Origin of the sequence: Micromonospora saelicesensis (assembly GCF_900091575.1) — a bacterium.
Taxonomy (GTDB): domain Bacteria; phylum Actinomycetota; class Actinomycetes; order Mycobacteriales; family Micromonosporaceae; genus Micromonospora; species Micromonospora saelicesensis.
On record NZ_FMCR01000004.1, the window covers coordinates 221,673 to 240,278 of the forward strand.

The following is an 18,606-nucleotide window of genomic DNA, read 5'->3' on the forward strand; positions in this document are numbered from 1 at the left end:
CCCAGCAGTACGTCGTGACGGCCTGAGCGACGCGGTTGAGGAACGGACGTCCGAAGGCCGACGTGCCGTCGACGGTGATCACCGCGAGGTAGCCGAAGAGGCGCCGGTGCTCCCGTCTTCCCTCAGACGTTCACAGGCCGAGAGCGACGGGTTGGGTTGGCACTCCGTCAGCGATCAATGCGGCCAACGGCGTGGCGAGGTCACGTGGCGAGAACAGTTCCGGGCCGCGGTGTTCCCTGATCTCTGACAGCGACCACCAACGCCAGCCGATGACGTGCTCGGCGGCGAGCTCTTCATCGCTCATGGAACCGCGCGGCGTGAACGACGCGGTCCGAACGAGGAAGTAGTCGTTCACGATGCCGTCGTGACCGGGTGCGAACCCGGCGGCGACTATCTCCTGGCGCCAGACCTGAGGCGGGTCGGCATCGAGAGCAAGACCAACCTCTTCGCGCAGCTCTCGCCGCAGGGCGGCCAGTGGCGTCTCGCCGTCTTCGACGCCACCGCCAGGAGTGATCCAGACGGCGATCGTGCCAGCCGGATCGGGAATGGCGAGTCGGAGCAGCAGAACATGGTCGTCCTCATCGACGACTACCGCACGCGCCGATCGCCGCAGGTTCACCGTCGACATCAGGACACCCTACGGGTCAACGATCACCGTCGACGCCCGCGACGGGATAGCGGCCTGATGCGTAGCGTTCCCGGAATGAGCAGGAGCGACGAGCGTGACGTGGTCCGACGCGGGTACGACGCACTCTCCTACCACTATCGATCCGACGACGCCGACGACGGCCAGTACGCTCCATGGCTCGCCGGCCTACACCAGCGTTTACCTGCCTCAGCAGCAGTCCTCGACCTCGGATGCGGCTGTGGGGTGCCCGTCGCCCGCTTCCTCGCCAACGCCGGACACCGCGTCACCGGCGTTGACATCAGCGACGTGCAGATTGAGCGGGCGCGCCGGTTGGTGCCCGACGGCACCTTTCTCCGCGCCGACGCCACCCGGCTCGACCTGCCGCCGGCCTCGTTCGACGCCGTGGTCTGTCTGTACGCCTTCATCCACATGCCCCTGGCCGATCAGCCGCAGCTCATCAAGAGCATCGCCACCTGGTTACGCCCCGGCGGCTGGCTGCTCACCACCGTTGGCAACACCGCCTGGACAGGCACCGAGGACAACTGGCTCGATGGCCCCGCCACCATGTGGTGGAGTCACGCCGACGCCTCCAGTTACCGCTCATGGCTTCGACAGGCGGGACTGACGATCATCGCCGAGGATTTCGTCCCGGAGGGCAGCAGCGCGCACGCCCTCTTCTGGGCGCAGCGCCCACAGGGCTGACCTGGTCCGAGCCGTGTGCGAGGCTTCGGCGGTGACTGACCTCGGCATCCGCGCAGCCACCTCGGCTGATTCTGAATTCCTGGTCGACATGCTCGTGGAGGCCGTGAACTGGCTGCCTGAGCGCAACTGGTCTCGCGAGCAGATCCTGGCGAATCCCGCGCTGGCTCACTACGTCAGCGGGTGGATGCAGCCAAACGACTTTGGCCTGGTTGCGGTGGACCGAGCTGATCGGTCAGTCGGCGCGGCCTGGTTCCGATGCCTGAACGCCGCTGATCCCGGCTATGGGTACGTGAGTGACGACGTGCCGGAGCTGACTATCGGGGTGGTGGAAACCTGGAGAGGCCGGGGTGTGGGCCGGGTGCTTTTGCGCGCCGTTCTGGACGCCGCACGAGAACGTGGCATCCGCACCGTGTCGCTGAGCGTGGAGCGGGCGAACTTCGCCGCGAGGTTGTACGCCGCTGAAGGGTTCCGCACGGTTGAGTCGTTCGAGGACGCGGACACGATGGTCGCTGAGATCGGGACCTGACGCGTTAGTGCCAAGCCAAGTCACTTTCTGGGCATGCGTAACGATCACCCTGGCGTTGGAGCTGGCCGTCCGCAGTACTGGCCCCGCCGCCCGACCGGGCCACGGCTCCCGCGCCGATGCCCTCGGGGGCTGACCCCGCTCGCGCAGCAGCGGATACTTCGCTCATGACTCTGGCACCGTCACGCACTCATCTCGTTGACGCGCGCTCATCCTTCCTGGTGCTGGTCGGCTGGTACGTGGCCGTTGTCGTGTCGTTCGGCCTATTCGTCACCACGCTTTCCGGGTCGGTCCCGGCCGCCTGCGGCGAGGTATGCGACTCCGAACGGTCGCGGGCGCTGCGCTTCGGGCTCTACGTGGCTACGCCCGCGCTGTTCCTCGCGCTGCTGGTCAGCCTGGCAATGCTCTGGGTCCTCGTCGCCCGTACCCGGATCCGCTCGTCGGCCGTGCTGGGCAGCCTGTCCGCGGTGCTTCCGCTGGCCGTGTGCGGAATCCTCATCGCCAGCCTCTGACTGCCGCCGCTCACATCAGATCAGCCGCTGGACGCGGACCTTCGGACGCTCGTTTCGCAGGTGGCCATGTTTGTGCTGGCGAATTTGCTCGTCCCAGACGTCTTGATCGTAGTCGGGGTCCGGCGGGATCCACTTGTGGGAGCCGTCGCTGTAGTGAAACTTCTCGTCGCCCCGGCGAAGGATGCTCATCGGGTCCAACCGAGAAAGCGAAGGTGCAGGACCCCTGCCGGCACCCAGGTCAGGTCCTGCGAGGCGCAGACCAGTTGAGCGCCCATGTAGAGCGCCAGGGAAACGGATGCGCCCTCGTACTCAGCGCGTAGTTCTTGCTGTCGGGTCCGGCAGGGCCAGGGCGCGTTGCAGCCTCCGCAGGTCCAGATCGGCATCACCGGGCCGTGGGTGGTCATCGTGAGCCGCCGATAAGGTGCACGAAGTGCGCTCGCCTCTGGAGCCACCGCAGTCGCTCTGGACAAGGGTGGGGCCGGCCGCACCGGCACAGGTCGAGTCCGACCTCGTCGTGGTGGTTCAGGAGTTCGTCGGCAGCGTCGACTTGAGTCTGGGCGTGGTCGACGAGGGCCTCTATGCCGTGTATGGCAGCCATCGTCACCCCGTCGGGCCTGCGCGGCGGCGGTGCCAGCGTGCCTCCGCCATGACGGCGGCGAGGTTGATGTCGCCCGTGGCGATGCGGCTCCGCGCAAAACCGAGCCACAGCGGTGACGCGACGGCCTGCTCGCCGTTAGCGGTTCGCAGGCCTTCTACGGCGAGGCGTGCCAGGTGGCACAACACGAGTTGGTCGTTCTGCGCGCAGCCGACGGTGAGGTTGTGGCCGGCACAGTCGGGGCGGTGGTGGTCTTCCCACAGTGCTCGGCAGAGACGCCACAGCAGCCGGTGGCGACAGCCGTCAGGTGGCTCGACCGGCGGGTTATCGACATCGAACAACATGCCCAAGACGGTCCTGCCGGCTGCGGTCTCGCGGCCATGTCCGCTAGCCATGTCACGGTGACATGAGCGTGCTCGACCTGCACCGGGACCAGAATTAAGCTCCAGGTCGTGCACGATGCGTAGTCACTCGATGACGGTGGGGGCGGCTGTGCTACTCGATCATCTTCGGATTCCGGACGGCTTCTGGTCGCGGGAGGACGTCAGGACCGCAGCGCGTGCCCGAGACATCGGCGCCCTGTTCCGGCTGCTTGCCCGGCATGCGGGAGCGAGTCAAACGCGCATCGGGGCCGTGGTCGGCCTCGAACAGGGCTACGTCAGCCGGGTAATCGCCGGCCGGAAGGTGACCTCCATCGACGTGTTGGAGCGGATCGCCGACGGTTGCGGTATGCCGGACGAGGTCCGGATGTCGCTCGGCCTCGCACCGTGCCACCAATCACGTCGTCCCACCCCCGGCAGCCCGCAGGGCGATGTGCCAAACGACCGATCCTGGCGCGAGGACGTCCGCGCCGCCACGCAGCTGTGGGAAGGCGACGTGAACCGCCGAGACATGCTCCGCCAGACAGTGTTCAGCTCCGCTGGCTACACCCTGCCCGCGCTGCGGTGGTTCATCGCCCCCACCACACAACCCGTCACCCAGAACGGTCACCGGTCAGTCGGTCAGCCCGACATCGACACCATCCGTGAGATGACCTCGACCTATCGACGACTCGACAACCAGCACGGAGGCGGCCACGCCCGCGAAACCCTCGCCCGCTACCTCAACCGCGAGGTCACGCCCCTGCTGACCGAGGGCCGCTACGATCCGGCGACCGGCCGAAAGCTACTCGCCGCCGTCGCCGAGCTGACCCAGCTCGCCGGCTGGCAGGCATATGACACAGCCGAACACGGCCTCGCCCAGCGATACCTCACCCACGCCCTCGACCTCGCCCGAGCTGCCGACGATGCTGGGCTCGGCGCCGAAATCCTCGCCGCGATGAGCCACCAAGCCACCTACCTCGGTCACAACGCCACCGGCGTCGATCTCGCCCGCGCCGCCCGGCAGACGGCACAACGCGCCGGCCTCTCGGTGCTGAGCGCCGAGGCGCTGGTCATGGAAGCTCATGCCCACGCCGCCGCACGCAACGAACGCGCCTGCACCACCGCGCTGCACCAGGCAGAACAGACCCTCGACCGGGCCGACCGCAGCAGCGACCCGCAGTGGCTCGGCTACTTCGACGAGGCGTACCTGTCAGCCAAGTTCGGCCACTGCTTCCACGCCCTCGGCCACCACCAGCAGGCCGAACGCTTCACTGTCCGCTCATTGCAAATGGACGAACGCTACATACGTGGGAAGGCCTTCAACCTCACTCTCCTCGCCTCCATTCACGCCCACCGCGGCGAGCCCGATCGCGCCAGCGCCATCGGGGCCCAAGCGCTCACGTTGACCTCTCAACTGCGGTCAGCCCGAGCCGTCCGGTACCTACGCGACCTGCAAACCGAACTCACAGTGCACCGCCGCCGGCCAGCCGTCCGACACTTCATCAACCGCGTCGATGTGACCCTCGGTCGACACATCTGACTACAGCTCACCTCGGGCTTTGCGCGCGACCAGCTCCAACACAGCGATCACCGTGCCGGATCCCACGATCTCACCCCGGGACACGCGGTCCCGCGCTTCCGCCAACGGCATCCAGGCCACCCGCTCGGCCTCGTTGACGTCCACCGGCGAACCGATGTGTAGCGCACCGCGCGCAAGGAACAACAGATTCTCCGCGTCCGCGGTCGCCACCCACGGCTGGAACGACAGCATCGGTTCCACCGCACCCGGACGCCATCCGGTCTCCTCCTCGACCTCCCGGACCGCGCATATCGCCGGCTGCTCACCGTCGTCGACGTAACCTCCCGGCAGCTCCCACACCCACCGGTCGAACACGAACCGGTGCCGCCGTATCAGCAGCAGGCGCTCCTGCTCGTCGAGCACCGCAACCATGACTGACCGGGGTGCCCGAATCACGTACTGCTCGAAACGGACCCCATCCGGCAGTTCCACGTCAGCGATGCTCAACCGCGCCCGCCGGCTGCCGTCCACCACCCGCTCACCGTGAATCGTCCACCGCGTCGACTCGGTAACCTGCTCCTCCGTCACCCGCCCAGTATCCGACCACCGGCGCGGACAGCGTGCCGTCGCTACTTCCAGCGGAAGTGGACGAAGAGGCGGCCGAAGTTCTTCGAGTCCTTCTCCACGCGGTGGTAGAGCTGCTTGACGTCCTTCTGGTCGAGGAACCGCAGCACCCGCTTCTTGAGCTGGCCGGACCCCTTGCCGGGGATGATCTCGACGAGGGTGGCCTTCTTCGCCACCGCCTCGTCCATGATCCCGCGCAACGCCCGGTCGATGTCCTGGCCCTTGTTAAAGATCTCGTGCAGGTCCAGCTTGAGCTTCATGCCGCAGCCCCCGGCCGGTCAGGTCCCATGTCCGCCATCCTAGGCACGTCCGGCAGGTCGCCCGACGACGACGAAGGGGCGGCCCCGAAGGACCGCCCCGCACGCGTCACCGATCCGGCTCAGCGCCGGCCACCCAGTCGGGTCTCCACCCGCTCCAGCGCGATCCGGTAGTCGTCGTTGGCCGCGTACATCGCTGCGGCGATCCGCAGGTGCCGCAGCGCGTCGGTGTGTCGGTTCAGCCGCTCCAGCGTCCGACCGAGCACGTGGTGCGCGTAGTGGTCGCTCGGGTCCCGCTCGACCAGCTCACGCAGATGTTCCTCGGCCCGGTTGAGCTGGGCCGACTGGAAGTACGCCCGGGCCAGCAGTTGCCGGACCGCCGCGTTGCCGGGCTCGGCGTCGATGATCGGCTCCAGCAGTCGGGCTGCCCCGCTGGGGTCACCGGTTTCGAAGAACATGGTCGCCCGCCGGTAGTCCGCCAGAAGATCCATCTGCCACCTCCTCGGGTCGCACCGTCACCTGTTCCGACGCTGGCACAACACCGGGAGTTTGGCGACTGTTCCCGGGGTCGAGATCAGGTCAGTTCGGGCCCCCTACGGCCGCCGAAGGGTCAGGTTCGGGCGTCCCGGCGTCCGGCGGACAGTTCCCAGGCGCGGACACCGCCGACGATTCCGGCGGTGTTCGGCACCACCACCACGTCGTCGCCCATCCGGGTCAGTTGCTCGGGCCGGATCAGTCGGGAGTTACCCCCACCCAGGTAGAGCCGGTCCCAACGGAACACCGGGCGGAGGCCGTCCACCACCTGCCGGATCCGACGGGACCAGAAGGCGTCGCCGAGCCGCCGCCGTTCCGGCTCGCCGACGTACGTGTCGTAGGTGGTGCCCCAGCGCACCGGCGCGTGCGACAACTCCAGGTGTGGTGCGAGCACCCCGCCGTCGAAGAGCGCGCTGCCCAGCCCCGTCCCGAGGGTCAGCACCAGCTCGCAGCCGGTGCCGGCGACCACTCCGGCCCCGTGCACCTCGGCGTCGTTGAGCACCAGCGCCGGCACCCCGAACGCGTCGGCCAGCGCGCCGCGCGCGTCCCAGCCGGACCATTCGGCGACCAGGTCCGGGTCGACCCGGCTGCGGGGGCCGTTGCGGGTCACGTAGTGCGGAGTGCTCACGACCACTCCGTGCCGGATCATCCCGGGTACACCGACCGTGAGCCGGTCCGCCGTTGGCAGGCGCCCGCCGAGATCCAGCAGGGTCCGGACAAACAGCGCGGGCGGCAACGGGTACGGGGTGGGCACCCGCAACGGCCGGGCCCGCATCGTTCCCGCCTCGTCGAGCACGGACGCCTTGATGCCCCCGCCGCCACAGTCGATCGCCAGTGTGGTCACCACGTCGTTGAGTCTGCCCGCTGCCGGCCGGTCGTATGCGGGCGGCCGGATAGGCTGCCGTCCTGATGAGCGCCACGATGATCGTCAAGGACCTGGCCGCCGGGCACGGCGACCGCCCGCTCTTCGCCGGATTGGACCTGGTGGTCGCCCCCGGCGACGTGGTCGGGCTGGTCGGGCCGAACGGGGCCGGCAAGTCGACGCTGCTGCGTACCCTCGCCGGGTTGTTGCCGGTCGAGGCCGGCAGCGTACGGCTCAGCCCGCCCACCGCGAGCGTCGGACACCTGCCGCAGGAGCCGGAACGACGGCCGGGCGAGACGGTACGGGACTTCCTGGCCCGCCGGACCGGGGTGACCGCCGCGCAGGCGGCGTTGGACGCGGCGACCGAGGCGCTGACCGCCGGGGCGACGGGCGCCGACGACGCGTACGGCGACGCGCTGGAGCGCTGGCTCGCCCTCGGCGGCGCGGACCTCGACGAACGCGCCGAACAGGTGAGCGCCGACCTGGGGCTCGCGGTCGACCTGGACCACCCGACGACCGGGCTCTCCGGCGGTCAGGCGGCCCGGGCCGGGCTCGCGTCGCTGCTGCTCAGCCGGTACGACGTGTTCCTGCTCGACGAGCCGACCAACGACCTGGACCTGGCCGGGTTGGAGCGGCTGGAGGAGTTCGTCACCGGGCTGCGCGCCGGCACGGTGCTGGTCAGCCACGACCGGGAGTTCCTCACCCGCACGGTGACCCGGGTCGTGGAGCTGGACCTGGCGCAGCAGCAGGTGCACCACTACGGCGGCGGCTACGCGGCCTACCTGGAGGAGCGCGAGGTGGCCCGCCGGCATGCCCGCGCGGACTTCGAGGAGTACGCCGACACCAAGGCCGGGCTGGAGGCTCGGGCCCGCACCCAGCGTGGGTGGATGGAGAAGGGCGTGCGGAACGCCCGCCGCAAGGCCACCGACAACGACAAGATCGGCCGCAAGTTTCGCAGCGAGTCGAGCGAGAAGCAGGCCGCCAAGGCCAAGCAGACCGAACGGCTGATCGAACGGCTCGACGTGGTCGAGGAGCCCCGCAAGGAGTGGGAGCTGCGGATGGAGATCGCCGCCGCGCCCCGCGCCGGCGCCGTCGTGGCCACGCTGCGCGGAGCCGTGGTACGCCGTGGTGGCTTCACCCTCGGCCCGGTCGACCTCCAGATCGACTGGGCGGACCGGGTCGCGGTGACCGGGGCGAACGGCTCGGGCAAGTCCACCCTGTTGGCCGCGCTGCTGGGCCGCCTGCCGCTGGACGCCGGCACCGCCTCGCTCGGGCCCGGCGTCGTGGTCGGCGAGGTGGACCAGGCCCGCGGGCTGTTCCTCGGCGACGTACCGCTGATCGACGCGTTCGAGGCGGCCGTACCCCACCTGTCGCCGGCGGACGCGCGGACCCTGCTGGCCAAGTTCGGACTGCGGGCGGCGCACGTGCCCCGACCGGCGGCCACCCTCTCCCCCGGTGAGCGGACCCGGGCCGCGCTGGCCCTGCTCCAGGGCCGTGGGGTCAACCTCCTGGTGCTGGACGAGCCCACCAACCACCTGGACCTGCCCGCCATCGAGCAGCTCGAATCGGCGCTGGCCAGCTACCCCGGAACGCTGCTGCTGGTCACCCACGACCGGCGGATGCTGGCCGCCATCGAGACCAACCGGCGACTGCGGGTCGACGCCGGGCGGATCGCCGAGGATTGATCCGTGCCCGCGGGTCGGCGCGGGGTGAGAATGACTCCATGCTCAAGTGGGAGTACGCCCTGCTGGTCCGCCGCCGCCAGGCTGCGACCAACGACCTCGGCTGGGAGGTCGTCTTCGTCTGGTACGGGCCGGACGGCTCGATGGTCGACGTGACGCCGTACGGCGACACCGCCCTGGCACACCTGAACCGGGCCGGCGACCAGGGCTGGGAGTTGGTCGCGATGAGCGAGGACCCGTCCCTGCCCGGCAACAACGAACTGCACCGCTACCACCTCAAGCGGCCGAAGCCCGCCGACCCGCCGCCCCGTCAGCGGATGCGCGGGGGCCGCCGCACTCTCTCCGGCTGACCGGGCGCGGGCCGAGCCTGGGTCCGGTCTCCCGGTTGAGCGGTATACCTGTGAGTCATATTTATGCCTCAGAGGTATGCCGCTCAACGCGATCCTGTCCGGCAGGCTGCGACACGCCCACTGCGCGGTTGCGCGGGCCACGCCGACCAGGTGAACGAGCGGGGCATACCGGGCGCAATTGCGGGTATCGCGCGGCGGGAGGTGGCCCGAATGGTCGCTTTGGCACAGACTCCGCCCTCGGCCGACCGGCTGCGGGCGATCGACGATTTCCTCGCGCAGGCGTGGGCGGACCAGGTCCGCCACGATGATCGGTTGCGGGACCTGGCGGTCGAGGTGCGGTTCGACCGGGGGGTGGCCCATCTGAGCGGCGACGTGGCCGATCCCGCCCAGCTACGGCTGGTGCGGGAGCTGGTGGGGCGGCTGGCCGGTGTCTACGGCGTCTGGTGCCGGGTCGGCATCGGCGGGCGGGCACCGGTGGTGGTGGACCTCGGTTGTGGGCCGACCAAGCAGTGGTCGAGCAACCTGGGGCTGGACATCTACCCGGCGCCCGGCGTGGATGCCGTGGCGGACCTCTCCGGCTCGCTGCCGCTCGCCGACAACTCGGTGGACGTGCTCTTCGCGGTGCACATCCTGGAGCACCTGATCGACTTCCTGCCGCTGGTCGACGAGTGTCATCGGGTGCTCCGCCCCGGTGGGGTGCTGCACGTGATGAGCCCCTGGTGGGGGCATGTGAACGCGGTCGCCGACCCGACCCACGTCCGGCTGATGGACGTGCAGACGTTCAAGGGGATCTGCCAGCTGCGGCCACCGGGCACGCCGCGCTGGTATCCACTGCACGCGGGCTGCGACGGCGCCTCGATCTTCGCCGACCTGACGCCCCTCCCACCGGACGCCGACCCGGCACCCCAGTCCCACCTGGCCCGCTTCTTCGACTGACCCCACCCGGTCTCGGGGGTCAGGGGGTCTGGGTGGATTCGCGAAGTTCCAGGCGGTAGGGGGCGGACATCTCCTTTGCCGGGGCGGTGCGGTCGCCGTCCAGGCGGTTGGCGAGGAGTTCGACCGCCAGTTGGGCGATTCTCTCCTTGTCCGGGGCGACGGTACTCAGGGTGGGGATGGAGAACCGACCGTCCTCGATGTCGTCGAAGCCGACCACCGCCACGTCCTCGGGCACCCGCAGACCGGCCTCGTGCAGGGCGCGGAGGGCGCCCAGGGCGAGGGTGTCGTTGAAGCAGAAGACTGCGTCGGGGCGTACACCGGAGGTGAGCAGGCCCTGCATGGCGGCCGCACCGTCGGCGCGGTGCCAGGCCGACGCGGGCGCCACCAGGGTTTCGTCGTAGTCGAGCCCGGCGGCGCGCAGCGCGTCGGTATAGCCCGCCAGGCGCAGTCGGGCGCTGGCGCCCTCGTCGGTGCGCTGGGAGCCGATGGCCGCTATCCGGCGGTGGCCGAGCTGGATCAGGTGAGCGGTGATCTCCCGGGCCGCGGTCACGTTGTCGATCACCACTCGATCGGCGGGGCCGTGTTCGACCCGCTCGCCGAGCAGCACCATGGGCGTGCCGTCCAGGCCGGCCAGGTCCTCCGCCGTGAGCGCCAACGGGCTGAAGATGAGCCCGTCGATCAGGTGGTCGGTGATGCCGGAGGCGACCACCCGTTCCTGCTCCCGCCGACCGCCGGTCTGGTCGATCAGTACCGTCCAGCCGTAGGCGGCGGCGGCGGTGACCACGTAGCGGGCCAGCTCGGCGAAGTACGGGATGTCCAGTTCCGGAACGGCCAACGCGATCACGCCGGTGCGGCCCTTACGCAGGTGGCGGGCCGAGAGGTTGGGCCGGTAGTTGAGCTCGGCGATCGCCTCTTCGACTCGGGCACGAGTGTCCGGCCGCACGTGCACGTAGCCGTTGACGACGTTGGAGACGGTCTTCACCGACACCCCGGCCCGTTCAGCCACGTCCTTGAGCCTGTGTCGCACTCCCCAACCTCCCCGATGTAACCCAGCGCACCATACCTCGTCATCACCCCTTTACAACGTTGCCTACAACGTTGTAGAAACGATGGACACCGGGTGAACAGTGACCGCGCTCACCCGTGCATCGGCACGAGGAAAGGTGGCACCCCCTTGCGGACCGCGCAGCTGACGATCGACCCGGCCTTCTCCATCGGCCCGGCCGACCGACGCCTCTTCGGCTCATTCGTCGAGCACATGGGGCGGTGCGTCTACGGCGGCATCTACGAGCCCGGCCACCCCAGCGCCGACTCCCGGGGCCTGCGCCGCGACGTGCTGGACCTGACCCGCGAGCTGGGCGTTTCGGTGGTCCGCTACCCGGGTGGCAACTTCGTCTCCGGCTACCGCTGGGAGGACGGGGTCGGCCCGGTCGGCAACCGGCCCCGCCGGCTCGACCTGGCCTGGAAGACGATCGAGACCAACGCGTTCGGGCTGGACGAGTTCATGACCTGGGCCGCAGAGGCCGGCGTCGAGCCGATGATGGCGGTCAACCTCGGCACACGCGGGGTCCAGGAGGCACTGGACCTGCTGGAGTACGCCAACCACCCGGGCGGCACGGAGCTCTCCGACCTGCGGCGCAAGCACGGCGCCGAGGACCCGTACGGGGTGCGGCTGTGGTGCCTGGGCAACGAGATGGACGGCCCGTGGCAGGTCGGCCACAAGACCGCTGACGAGTACGGCCGGGTCGCCGCCGAGGCCGCCCGCGCGATGAAGATGATCGACCCGTCGATCAGCCTGATCGCCTGCGGCAGCTCCAACCGGCGGATGCCCACCTTCGCCTCCTGGGAGGCGACGGTGCTGGAGCACACCTACGAGCACGTCGACTACATCTCGGCGCACACCTACTACGACCCGTCCGACGGCGACCAGGCCAGCATCCTGGCCTCGGCCGTCGACATGGACAACTTCATCACCGAGGTCGTCGCGACCGCCGACCACGTGGCCGCCAAGCGGCGGCACAAGCGCAAGCTGAAGATCTCCTTCGACGAGTGGAACGTCTGGTACGAGTCCCGCCTCCAGGCCGACCTGGACCGGCGCGGCTGGGTCGAGGCCCCGGCGCTGATCGAGGACGACTTCACCGCTGTCGACGCGGTGGTCGTCGGTGACCTGCTGATCACCCTGCTGCGCCACGCGGACCGGGTCGGGGTGGCCGCGCAGGCCCAGCTGGCCAACGTGATCGCGCCGATCCGTACCCGCAACGGTGGCCCGGCCTGGCGGCAGAGCATCTTCCACCCATTCGCGCTGACCGCCCGGTACGCCCGGGGCACCGTGCTGCGCACCGACCCGGTGTCGCCGCGCTACGACACGAAGAAGTACGGGGACGTGCCGGTGCTCGACACCGTCGCCGTGCACGACGAGGAGACCGGCGAGCTGACCGTGTTCGCGGTCAACCGGGACTCCACCGATCTCCCGCTGGAGATCGATCTGCGCGGGCTGCCGGCCATGTCCGGCCTGTCCTTCCAGAGCATCGTGGCCGGGTCTGACCCGTCGGCGATGAACACCGAGGCCGAGCCCGACCGGGTGACGCCTCGGGACCTGCCCACCCCCACCCCCGACGGCGGCCGGTGCACAGTGCGCCTGCCCGCCGTGTCCTGGAGCGTGCTCCGCTTCGGCCCGGCCAACGCGTAGGTGTCACACCGGTTCTGAGCAGGCACAATTCATTCCGTTCCCCCTCAAGGAGAGATAAAGCATGATCCAGAACGACATGAGTCGGCGTCGCCTGCTCGGCCTCGGTCTCGGACTCGGCGCCGCGGCCTCGCTGACCCTCGCGGGTTGCGGCGGCGGCGATGACAGCGCCTCCGGGCCGGCCGCCGGCAACGGGGGCAAGGAGTACACCGGCCCCAAGGTGGACCTGAAGCTGTGGAACGGCTTCACCGGCGGTGACGGCGAAATCTTCAAGACGCTGGTGAACCAGTTCAACACCGAGCACAAGAACATCGCCGTGTCGGTGGCCACGTACCAGTGGGAGGACTACTACAACAAGCTCCCCGGCGCGGCCTCCAGCGGCAACGGCCCGGACATCGCGGTCATGCACATGGACCAGCTCGCCACCTTCGCCGCCCGCGGCGTGATTACCGAGCTGGACGATGTCGCCAAGAATCTGGAACTCGCCGAGGGCGACTTCGCCCCCACTGTGTGGAAGGGCGGGCTCTACAACAACAAGCGGTACGGCATCCCGCTGGACATGCACCCGCTGGGCTTCTACTACAACAAGACCGTCATGCAGAAGGCCGGCCTGGACCCGAACAAGCCGCCGACGACCAAGGACGACTACGTCGCCGCGCTGACCGAGCTGAAGAAGGCCGGCATCCAGGGCTTCTGGGTCAGCCCGTTCCAGTTCACCGGCGGCATGACCTTCTACTCGCTGCTCAACCAGTGGGGCGCCACCCTGTTCGACGCGGACGTGGCCAAGGCCACCTTCAACTCGGACCCGGCGGTCGAGGCGTGCACCTGGCTGGTCGACATGATCAAGCAGGGCTTCTCGCCGGCCAACGTCGGTCAGGACGCCGACTACCTGTCGTTCAAGAGCGGCAAGAACGCCTTCACCTGGAACGGCATCTGGCAGATCAACGATCTGAAGAAGAGCCCCGACGTGCAGTGGGGCGTCGCCCCGCTCCCCCAGATCGGCAGCAAGCCGGCGGCCTGGGCCAACTCGCACAACTTCACCATCGTGAAGCAGCGGGCCAACGACGCCAACAAGGTCTCCGGCGCCAAGGTCTTCATCAACTGGCTCAGCGAGCACTCGCTGGACTGGGCGAAGGGCGGCCAGGTCCCGGCCCGTAAGGCCGTCCGCGAGGGCGCCGAGTTCAAGGCGCTGCCGGAGATCTCGTCGCTCGCCCCCGAGCTGGAGTACGCGGCGTTCCCGCCGGCGGCCCCGGGTCTCGGCGAGGTCATGACCACCTTCTACAACTCCTTCAACGAGGCCGCCTTGGGCAAGAAGTCGCCCAAGCAGGCGCTGGACGACGGTGTCGCGAAGGCCAACAAGCAGCTCGAGGACAACCGCAAGAAGTACGGGAGCTGATACCCCGTGGCGGACGTGATCGAGGTCGGGGCGGCGCGCGGTGACGCGCCGCCCCCGGCGGCCAACGCAGTCCGCCGGTCCGCCTCGGCGGGTCGGACCAGACGGGCGACGCCATATCTGTTCCTCGCTCCCTACCTGGTCCTGTTCGGGGTGTTCGGCCTGCTGCCGATCGTCCTCGGCGTCTGGCTGAGCGTGCACCAGTGGGACTTCCAGCTGCCCAACCGGCCGTTCGTCGGGTTGGACAACTACAAGCAGCTCTTCTCCAGCGACTCCGCCGTCTACGGCGACTGGTGGCAGAGCGTCCGGGCCACCGCGATCTTCACGGTGCTGTCGGTGCCGCTGCTGGTGGTCGTACCGCTGGGGTTGGCACTGCTGCTCAACCGCTCCTTCCCGGGCCGGACGTTTTTCCGGGCCATCTACTTCGCGCCGTACGTGCTGGGTGTCGCGGTGATCGGCCTGCTCTGGCGGTTCCTGCTCGACGCCAACCTGGGCCTGGTCAACCGGATCCTCGGCGTGGTCGGGTTGCCGTCGGACACCCCCTGGGTGACGAACATGCCGTGGGCGTGGATCTCCCTGGTCGGGGTGACCGTCTGGTGGACGTCCGGCTTCAACGCGGTGATCTACCTGGCCGGCCTGCAGGACATCTCGCCGGAGCTGTACGAGGCGGCCCGGATGGACGGCGCGAACGCGTGGCAGCGGTTCCGCAACGTCACACTGCCCGGGCTGCGGCCGGTGCTGCTCTTCGTGATCACGACGACCGTGCTCGCCTCGGCGAACATGTTCGGCCAGTCATTCCTGATCACCCAGGGGACGCCCGGCACGGAGACCCGCACTGTGGTGTGGTTCATCGTCGAGGAGGGCCTGCGGAACAACAACGCCGGTCGCGCCGCCGCGATGAGCATCGTGTTCGCCCTGCTGCTGGCGGTCGTGAGCATCGCCAACTTCCGCCTCTTCCGCTACAAGGAAGACTGAGGGGACCGCCATGACGACGCCCACGCCGCCGACAACCGACGGCTCCACACCGGGGGTGCGCCGGGTCGGGCTCTACGCCACCCTGGTCGCCCTGGCCCTGATCTTCCTGGTCCCCCTGCTGTGGATGGTCATCACCTCGCTGAAGACCTACACCGCCGCCCAGCAGATCCCGCCGAGCTGGCTGCCGAACCCGCTCGCCGGTTACGGCTACGAGCAGATCCTCAACAACTCGGCGAACCCGGTACTGCGCTGGTTCCTCAACAGCATGCTGGCCGCCACGCTGCACTCGGCGCTGGTGCTGGTGACCGCCTCGATGGCCGCGTACTCCCTGGCCCGGCTGAAGTTCCGGGGGCGCGGGGTGACCTTCGCACTGATCGTCGGGACGCTGTTCATCCCGCCGACCTCGCTGATCATCCCGAACTTCCTGATCGTCGACCAGCTCAACTGGATCGACACCCTCGCCGTGGTCGTGGTGCCGGGCGCGGCCAGCGCGTTCGGGGTGTTCTTCCTGCGGCAGTTCTTCCTGTCCCTGCCGAACGAGTTGGAGGAGGCAGCCACGCTGGACGGCGCCAACCAGTGGCAGATCTTCTACAAGGTGGTGCTGCCGCTGTCCAGGCCGGCGCTGGCCACCCTGGCCGTGCTGTCGTTCCTCACCAACTGGAACGACTTCCTCTGGCCGATCTTCGTGCTGTTCAGCCCGGAGCAGCTCACCCTGCCGCCGGGCCTGGGCCTGCTCCAGGGCTCGTACGTCACCGACTACCCGGTGATCATGGCGGGCGCGGTGCTGGCCAGCCTGCCGGTGCTGATCCTCTTCGTGCTGGCTCAGCGGCACATCATCCAGGGTGTCTCCCGCAGCGGTTTGAAGGGATGACGCGTACGACCGCCCGGCGACGTGGCGCGGCGGCGATCGTTCTCGCCGCCGCGTTGCTCGTTGCGGCCTGCTCCGACGGCACCGAACCCACCCCCACCACGAGCAGCGGGAGCGACTCCAGCGTGTTCACCAACCCGGTCGTGAAGACCGACGCCCCAGACCCGCAGGCGATCCAGGTGGGCGACACCTGGTACCTGTTCCACACCAACTCCGGCGGCCGCAACGTCCCGGTGCTCACCTCGACGGATCTGGTCGACTGGGCCGAGGCCGGGGACGCCCTGCCGGTGCTGCCGGACTGGGCGGACGCTGGTAAGACCTGGGCGCCTGAGGCGATCCAGCTCGCGCCAGACCGCTTCCTGCTCTACTACACGGTCGCCGGCCGGGAGTCGGGGCGGCAGTGCGTCGGGCGGGCGGTGGCCAGCGCGCCGCAGGGGCCGTACTCCGACGACGCGGCCGGCCCGCTGATCTGCCAGGCCGACCTGGGCGGGGCGATCGACGCCAGCCCGTACCGGGACACCGACGGCAGCCTGTGGCTGCTGTGGAAGAACGACGGCAACGCGATCGGGGTGGACACCTGGCTCTGGTCGCAGCGCCTCGCCGACGATGGCCTGACCCTCATCGGCGAGCCGACCAAGCTGCTGAAGCAGACCGCGCCGTGGGAGGGCACCCTGATCGAGGGGCCGTTCTTCCACCGTCAGGACGGTCGGCTGCTGCTCTTCTTCGCCGCCAACGCGTACGACCGGGCGGAGTACGCCGAGGGCTACGCGGTCTGCGAGAGCCCGACCGGCCCGTGTGTGAAGGCCGTCGAGAACCCGATCCTGAAGGGCAACGAGGCCGCCTCGGGCCCCGGCCACGCGTCGATGGTGGTCAAGGACGGGCGGACCTGGCTGCTGTACCACGCCTGGCCGCCGGGCCAGGAGGGCAGCACCGACCCGGGTCGGCAGGTGTGGCTCGACGAGGTGACCTGGGTCGACGGCAAGCCGGTCGTCAAGGGTCCGACGGCCACGCCGCAGCCGCGCCCGTGAGCTGTCGTGCGGGAGGGCCCCGAAGCTGGGGTCCTCCCGCACGCTTCGGTCAGGCGGTCGGCTCGCGAGGGGCCGGGGCAACCGCCGGCTCGTGCTGGGCCAGCCGGTTGCGGCGGTGGCCGTAACCGAAGTAGATCACCGCGCCGAGCAGCATCCAGGCCAGGAACCGCAGCCAGGTCTCCACCGAGAGGTTGAGCATCAGGTAGAAGCAGGCCAACGCCGAGACGATCGGCAGCACCGGTGAGAACGGCACCCGGAACGGCCGCTCCAGGTCCGGCCGCTTGCGGCGCAGGATCGGCACCGCCACCGACACGAGGACGAACGCACAGAGCGCGCCGATGCTGACCAGGTCGGCCAGCGCGGACAGCGGCAGGAAGCCGGCCAGGAGCGCGACCGCCACCGTCATGATCGCCGAGATCCGGTACGGGGTGCCCCAGCGCGGGTGCACCTTCGCGATCGAGGGCGGGATCAACCCGTCCCGGGCGATGGCGAAGCCGATCCGGCCCATCGCCACCAGGTCGACCAGGATGACACTGGTCAGGCCCGCGACAGCGGCGATGGAGACCAGCACGGCCGCCCAGCCCGCGCCGACCGACTCGAAGGCCGACGCGATCGGGGCGCCCCGGTCGATCTCGGTGTACGGCACCATCCCGACCACCACCAGCGAGACGCCGATGTAGAGCACTGTGGAGATCAGCAGCGTGCCGAGCAGACCCAGGGTGAGGTCCCGCTTGGGCTTCCTCGTCTCCTCGCCCAGGTTGGCCACGGCCTCGAAGCCGGTGTACGCGAAGAAGACCACGGCGGCGGCGCTGAGCACCCCGACGAAGCCGAAGACCGACGGCTCCAGCCCGAAGAGCGCCTGCGTGACCGGCTGCTTGATGCCGTCGTCGCCGCTCCCGGCGGGCTCGGCCGGCGGGATGAACGGGGTGAGGTTGGCGGCCTTGACGAAGAACAGCCCGGCCACCACCACGAAGACGCAGATCGCCACCTTGACCAGCACCAGCAGGTTGGTGATCCGGGCGGATTCCCGGATGCCGACGATCGCCACGATGCCGAGGATCAGCACGATGGCGATGGCGCCCACGTTGACAGTGCTGCCCTCCTCACCGAACCAGCGGGTCGGCAGGTCGAGCAGTTCGGCGAGGTAGCCGGACCAGCCTCGGGCCACCACGGCGGCGCCGAGCGCGAACTCCAGCAGCAGGTCCCAGCCGATGATCCAGGCGACGATCTCGCCCATCGTGGCGTACGCGTAGGTGTAGGCGCTGCCTGCGGTCGGCACGCTGGAGGCCAGCTCGGCGTAACAGAGGGCGGCGAGCAGGGCCACCACGCCGGCGATGGCGAAGGAGATCACCACGCCCGGCCCGGCGCTGTCCCGGGCCTCGATCCCGGTGAGCGTGAAGATGCCGGTGCCGATCACGATGCCGATGCCGAAGCCGGTGAGGTCGATGGCGCCGAGCCGCCTCTTCAGCCCCAACTGGCCGTCGCTGCCGTCCGCCTCACCCTGGGCTATCACGTCCTTGATTGGTTTTGTGCGCAGCACGGACACCCGGTCACCCCTCCCACCGTGCGA

The 18,606-nt window shown here is 69.4% G+C and carries 21 protein-coding genes; 12 read left to right on the plus strand and 9 right to left on the minus strand.

The features are described from left to right. Positions 1 to 130 precede the first annotated feature (130 nt). Positions 131 to 628 (minus strand): NUDIX hydrolase, encoded by a 498-nt coding sequence (locus GA0070561_RS19165; RefSeq protein WP_091402642.1) that lies wholly within the window; start codon positions 626 to 628, stop codon positions 131 to 133. Positions 629 to 703: 75 nt separating this feature from the next. Here GA0070561_RS19165 and GA0070561_RS19170 point away from each other — a divergent pair, with 75 nt between their 5' ends. From GA0070561_RS19170 to GA0070561_RS19180, 3 genes are all read left to right on the plus strand, one after another. After that, positions 704 to 1,330: a class I SAM-dependent methyltransferase gene (locus GA0070561_RS19170; RefSeq protein WP_091402644.1), complete on the plus strand. Its 627-nt coding sequence runs from the start codon at positions 704 to 706 to the stop codon at positions 1,328 to 1,330. A gap of 31 nt (positions 1,331 to 1,361) precedes the next feature. Further along, entirely contained in the window at positions 1,362 to 1,856 is a 495-nt protein-coding gene (locus GA0070561_RS19175; RefSeq protein ID WP_208603805.1) for a GNAT family N-acetyltransferase, read from the plus strand. A gap of 164 nt (positions 1,857 to 2,020) precedes the next feature. Further along, positions 2,021 to 2,365, plus strand: coding sequence for a hypothetical protein (locus GA0070561_RS19180; protein ID WP_141710402.1), 345 nt, complete (start codon positions 2,021 to 2,023; stop codon positions 2,363 to 2,365). Positions 2,366 to 2,380: 15 nt separating this feature from the next. Here the strand turns inward: GA0070561_RS19180 and GA0070561_RS33640 are convergent, their stop codons facing one another. Beyond that, entirely contained in the window at positions 2,381 to 2,554 is a 174-nt protein-coding gene (locus GA0070561_RS33640; protein ID WP_167362443.1) for a hypothetical protein, read from the minus strand. Positions 2,555 to 2,965: 411 nt separating this feature from the next. Continuing rightward, the gene (locus tag GA0070561_RS19195) at positions 2,966 to 3,304 is read right to left on the minus strand and encodes a hypothetical protein (RefSeq protein ID WP_091402653.1); all 339 of its coding nucleotides are present in this window, start codon (positions 3,302 to 3,304) and stop codon (positions 2,966 to 2,968) included. A gap of 148 nt (positions 3,305 to 3,452) precedes the next feature. On the opposite strand from GA0070561_RS19195, the gene GA0070561_RS19200 reads away from it, so the two are divergent. Next, positions 3,453 to 4,862, plus strand: a complete 1,410-nt coding sequence (locus GA0070561_RS19200; protein ID WP_091402654.1) for a helix-turn-helix domain-containing protein — start codon at positions 3,453 to 3,455, stop codon at positions 4,860 to 4,862. On the opposite strand, the gene GA0070561_RS19205 is transcribed toward GA0070561_RS19200, so the two are convergent. The 4 genes from GA0070561_RS19205 to GA0070561_RS19220 all read right to left on the minus strand — a co-directional run bounded on the left by GA0070561_RS19205 (position 4,863) and on the right by GA0070561_RS19220 (position 7,103). Then, positions 4,863 to 5,429: an NUDIX hydrolase gene (locus GA0070561_RS19205; RefSeq protein WP_091402656.1), complete on the minus strand. Its 567-nt coding sequence runs from the start codon at positions 5,427 to 5,429 to the stop codon at positions 4,863 to 4,865. It lies immediately after the preceding gene. 41 nt (positions 5,430 to 5,470) lie between these two features. Next, the gene (locus GA0070561_RS19210; RefSeq protein WP_007465523.1) at positions 5,471 to 5,725 is read right to left on the minus strand and encodes a Smr/MutS family protein; all 255 of its coding nucleotides are present in this window, start codon (positions 5,723 to 5,725) and stop codon (positions 5,471 to 5,473) included. Positions 5,726 to 5,844: 119 nt separating this feature from the next. Then, complete coding sequence (locus GA0070561_RS19215) at positions 5,845 to 6,213, minus strand: tetratricopeptide repeat protein (RefSeq protein ID WP_091402659.1); 369 nt, start codon at positions 6,211 to 6,213, stop codon at positions 5,845 to 5,847. A gap of 119 nt (positions 6,214 to 6,332) precedes the next feature. Next, positions 6,333 to 7,103: an ROK family protein gene (locus tag GA0070561_RS19220; RefSeq protein WP_091402662.1), complete on the minus strand. Its 771-nt coding sequence runs from the start codon at positions 7,101 to 7,103 to the stop codon at positions 6,333 to 6,335. Between the two features lie 62 nt (positions 7,104 to 7,165). Here GA0070561_RS19220 and GA0070561_RS19225 point away from each other — a divergent pair, with 62 nt between their 5' ends. The 3 genes from GA0070561_RS19225 (at position 7,166) to GA0070561_RS19235 (ending at position 10,086) form a co-directional block, all read left to right on the plus strand. Continuing rightward, positions 7,166 to 8,803 (plus strand): ABC-F family ATP-binding cassette domain-containing protein, encoded by a 1,638-nt coding sequence (locus GA0070561_RS19225; protein ID WP_091402665.1) that lies wholly within the window; start codon positions 7,166 to 7,168, stop codon positions 8,801 to 8,803. A gap of 38 nt (positions 8,804 to 8,841) precedes the next feature. Beyond that, a complete protein-coding gene (locus GA0070561_RS19230) occupies positions 8,842 to 9,150 on the plus strand; it encodes a hypothetical protein (protein WP_091402668.1) in 309 nt (102 codons plus the stop codon). 210 nt (positions 9,151 to 9,360) lie between these two features. Continuing rightward, positions 9,361 to 10,086: a methyltransferase domain-containing protein gene (locus GA0070561_RS19235; protein WP_091402671.1), complete on the plus strand. Its 726-nt coding sequence runs from the start codon at positions 9,361 to 9,363 to the stop codon at positions 10,084 to 10,086. A 19-nt stretch (positions 10,087 to 10,105) separates the two neighbouring features. On the opposite strand, the gene GA0070561_RS19240 is transcribed toward GA0070561_RS19235, so the two are convergent. Further along, positions 10,106 to 11,113, minus strand: a complete 1,008-nt coding sequence (locus GA0070561_RS19240) for a LacI family DNA-binding transcriptional regulator (protein WP_091402674.1) — start codon at positions 11,111 to 11,113, stop codon at positions 10,106 to 10,108. 147 nt (positions 11,114 to 11,260) lie between these two features. On the opposite strand from GA0070561_RS19240, the gene arfA reads away from it, so the two are divergent. From arfA to GA0070561_RS19265, 5 genes are all read left to right on the plus strand, one after another. Further along, complete coding sequence (gene arfA / locus GA0070561_RS19245) at positions 11,261 to 12,775, plus strand: arabinosylfuranosidase ArfA (protein WP_091402677.1); 1,515 nt, start codon at positions 11,261 to 11,263, stop codon at positions 12,773 to 12,775. A 61-nt stretch (positions 12,776 to 12,836) separates the two neighbouring features. Further along, positions 12,837 to 14,168, plus strand: coding sequence for an ABC transporter substrate-binding protein (locus GA0070561_RS19250; protein WP_091402679.1), 1,332 nt, complete (start codon positions 12,837 to 12,839; stop codon positions 14,166 to 14,168). A 6-nt stretch (positions 14,169 to 14,174) separates the two neighbouring features. Then, a complete protein-coding gene (locus tag GA0070561_RS19255) occupies positions 14,175 to 15,140 on the plus strand; it encodes a carbohydrate ABC transporter permease (protein ID WP_091402681.1) in 966 nt (321 codons plus the stop codon). Between the two features lie 10 nt (positions 15,141 to 15,150). Further along, positions 15,151 to 16,011, plus strand: a complete 861-nt coding sequence (locus GA0070561_RS19260) for a carbohydrate ABC transporter permease (protein ID WP_181539287.1) — start codon at positions 15,151 to 15,153, stop codon at positions 16,009 to 16,011. After that, entirely contained in the window at positions 16,008 to 17,036 is a 1,029-nt protein-coding gene (locus GA0070561_RS19265; protein ID WP_091402683.1) for a glycoside hydrolase family 43 protein, read from the plus strand. The genes GA0070561_RS19260 and GA0070561_RS19265 overlap by 4 nt, the downstream gene beginning before the upstream one ends. A 49-nt stretch (positions 17,037 to 17,085) precedes the next feature. On the opposite strand, the gene GA0070561_RS19270 is transcribed toward GA0070561_RS19265, so the two are convergent. Beyond that, on the minus strand, positions 17,086 to 18,582 hold the full coding sequence (locus GA0070561_RS19270) for an amino acid permease (protein ID WP_091402685.1): 1,497 nt from the start codon (positions 18,580 to 18,582) through the stop codon (positions 17,086 to 17,088). Positions 18,583 to 18,606 lie beyond the last annotated feature (24 nt).

Excerpts from the sequence above, each read along its gene's own strand:
- GA0070561_RS19235 (WP_091402671.1), top strand. The coding sequence starts at position 9,361 with ATGGTCGCTTTGGCACAGACTCCGCCCTCGGCCGACCGGCTGCGGGCG.
- GA0070561_RS19170 (WP_091402644.1), top strand. The coding sequence starts at position 704 with ATGAGCAGGAGCGACGAGCGTGACGTGGTCCGACGCGGGTACGACGCA.
- GA0070561_RS19260 (WP_181539287.1), top strand. The coding sequence starts at position 15,151 with ATGACGACGCCCACGCCGCCGACAACCGACGGCTCCACACCGGGGGTG.
- GA0070561_RS19225 (WP_091402665.1), top strand. The coding sequence starts at position 7,166 with ATGAGCGCCACGATGATCGTCAAGGACCTGGCCGCCGGGCACGGCGAC.
- GA0070561_RS19195 (WP_091402653.1), bottom strand. The coding sequence starts at position 3,304 with ATGTTGTTCGATGTCGATAACCCGCCGGTCGAGCCACCTGACGGCTGT.
- GA0070561_RS19210 (WP_007465523.1), bottom strand. The coding sequence starts at position 5,725 with ATGAAGCTCAAGCTGGACCTGCACGAGATCTTTAACAAGGGCCAGGAC.
- GA0070561_RS19215 (WP_091402659.1), bottom strand. The coding sequence starts at position 6,213 with ATGGATCTTCTGGCGGACTACCGGCGGGCGACCATGTTCTTCGAAACC.
- GA0070561_RS19180 (WP_141710402.1), top strand. The coding sequence starts at position 2,021 with ATGACTCTGGCACCGTCACGCACTCATCTCGTTGACGCGCGCTCATCC.
- GA0070561_RS19265 (WP_091402683.1), top strand. The coding sequence starts at position 16,008 with ATGACGCGTACGACCGCCCGGCGACGTGGCGCGGCGGCGATCGTTCTC.
- GA0070561_RS19230 (WP_091402668.1), top strand. The coding sequence starts at position 8,842 with ATGCTCAAGTGGGAGTACGCCCTGCTGGTCCGCCGCCGCCAGGCTGCG.
- GA0070561_RS19250 (WP_091402679.1), top strand. The coding sequence starts at position 12,837 with ATGATCCAGAACGACATGAGTCGGCGTCGCCTGCTCGGCCTCGGTCTC.
- GA0070561_RS33640 (WP_167362443.1), bottom strand. The coding sequence starts at position 2,554 with ATGAGCATCCTTCGCCGGGGCGACGAGAAGTTTCACTACAGCGACGGC.
- GA0070561_RS19165 (WP_091402642.1), bottom strand. The coding sequence starts at position 628 with ATGTCGACGGTGAACCTGCGGCGATCGGCGCGTGCGGTAGTCGTCGAT.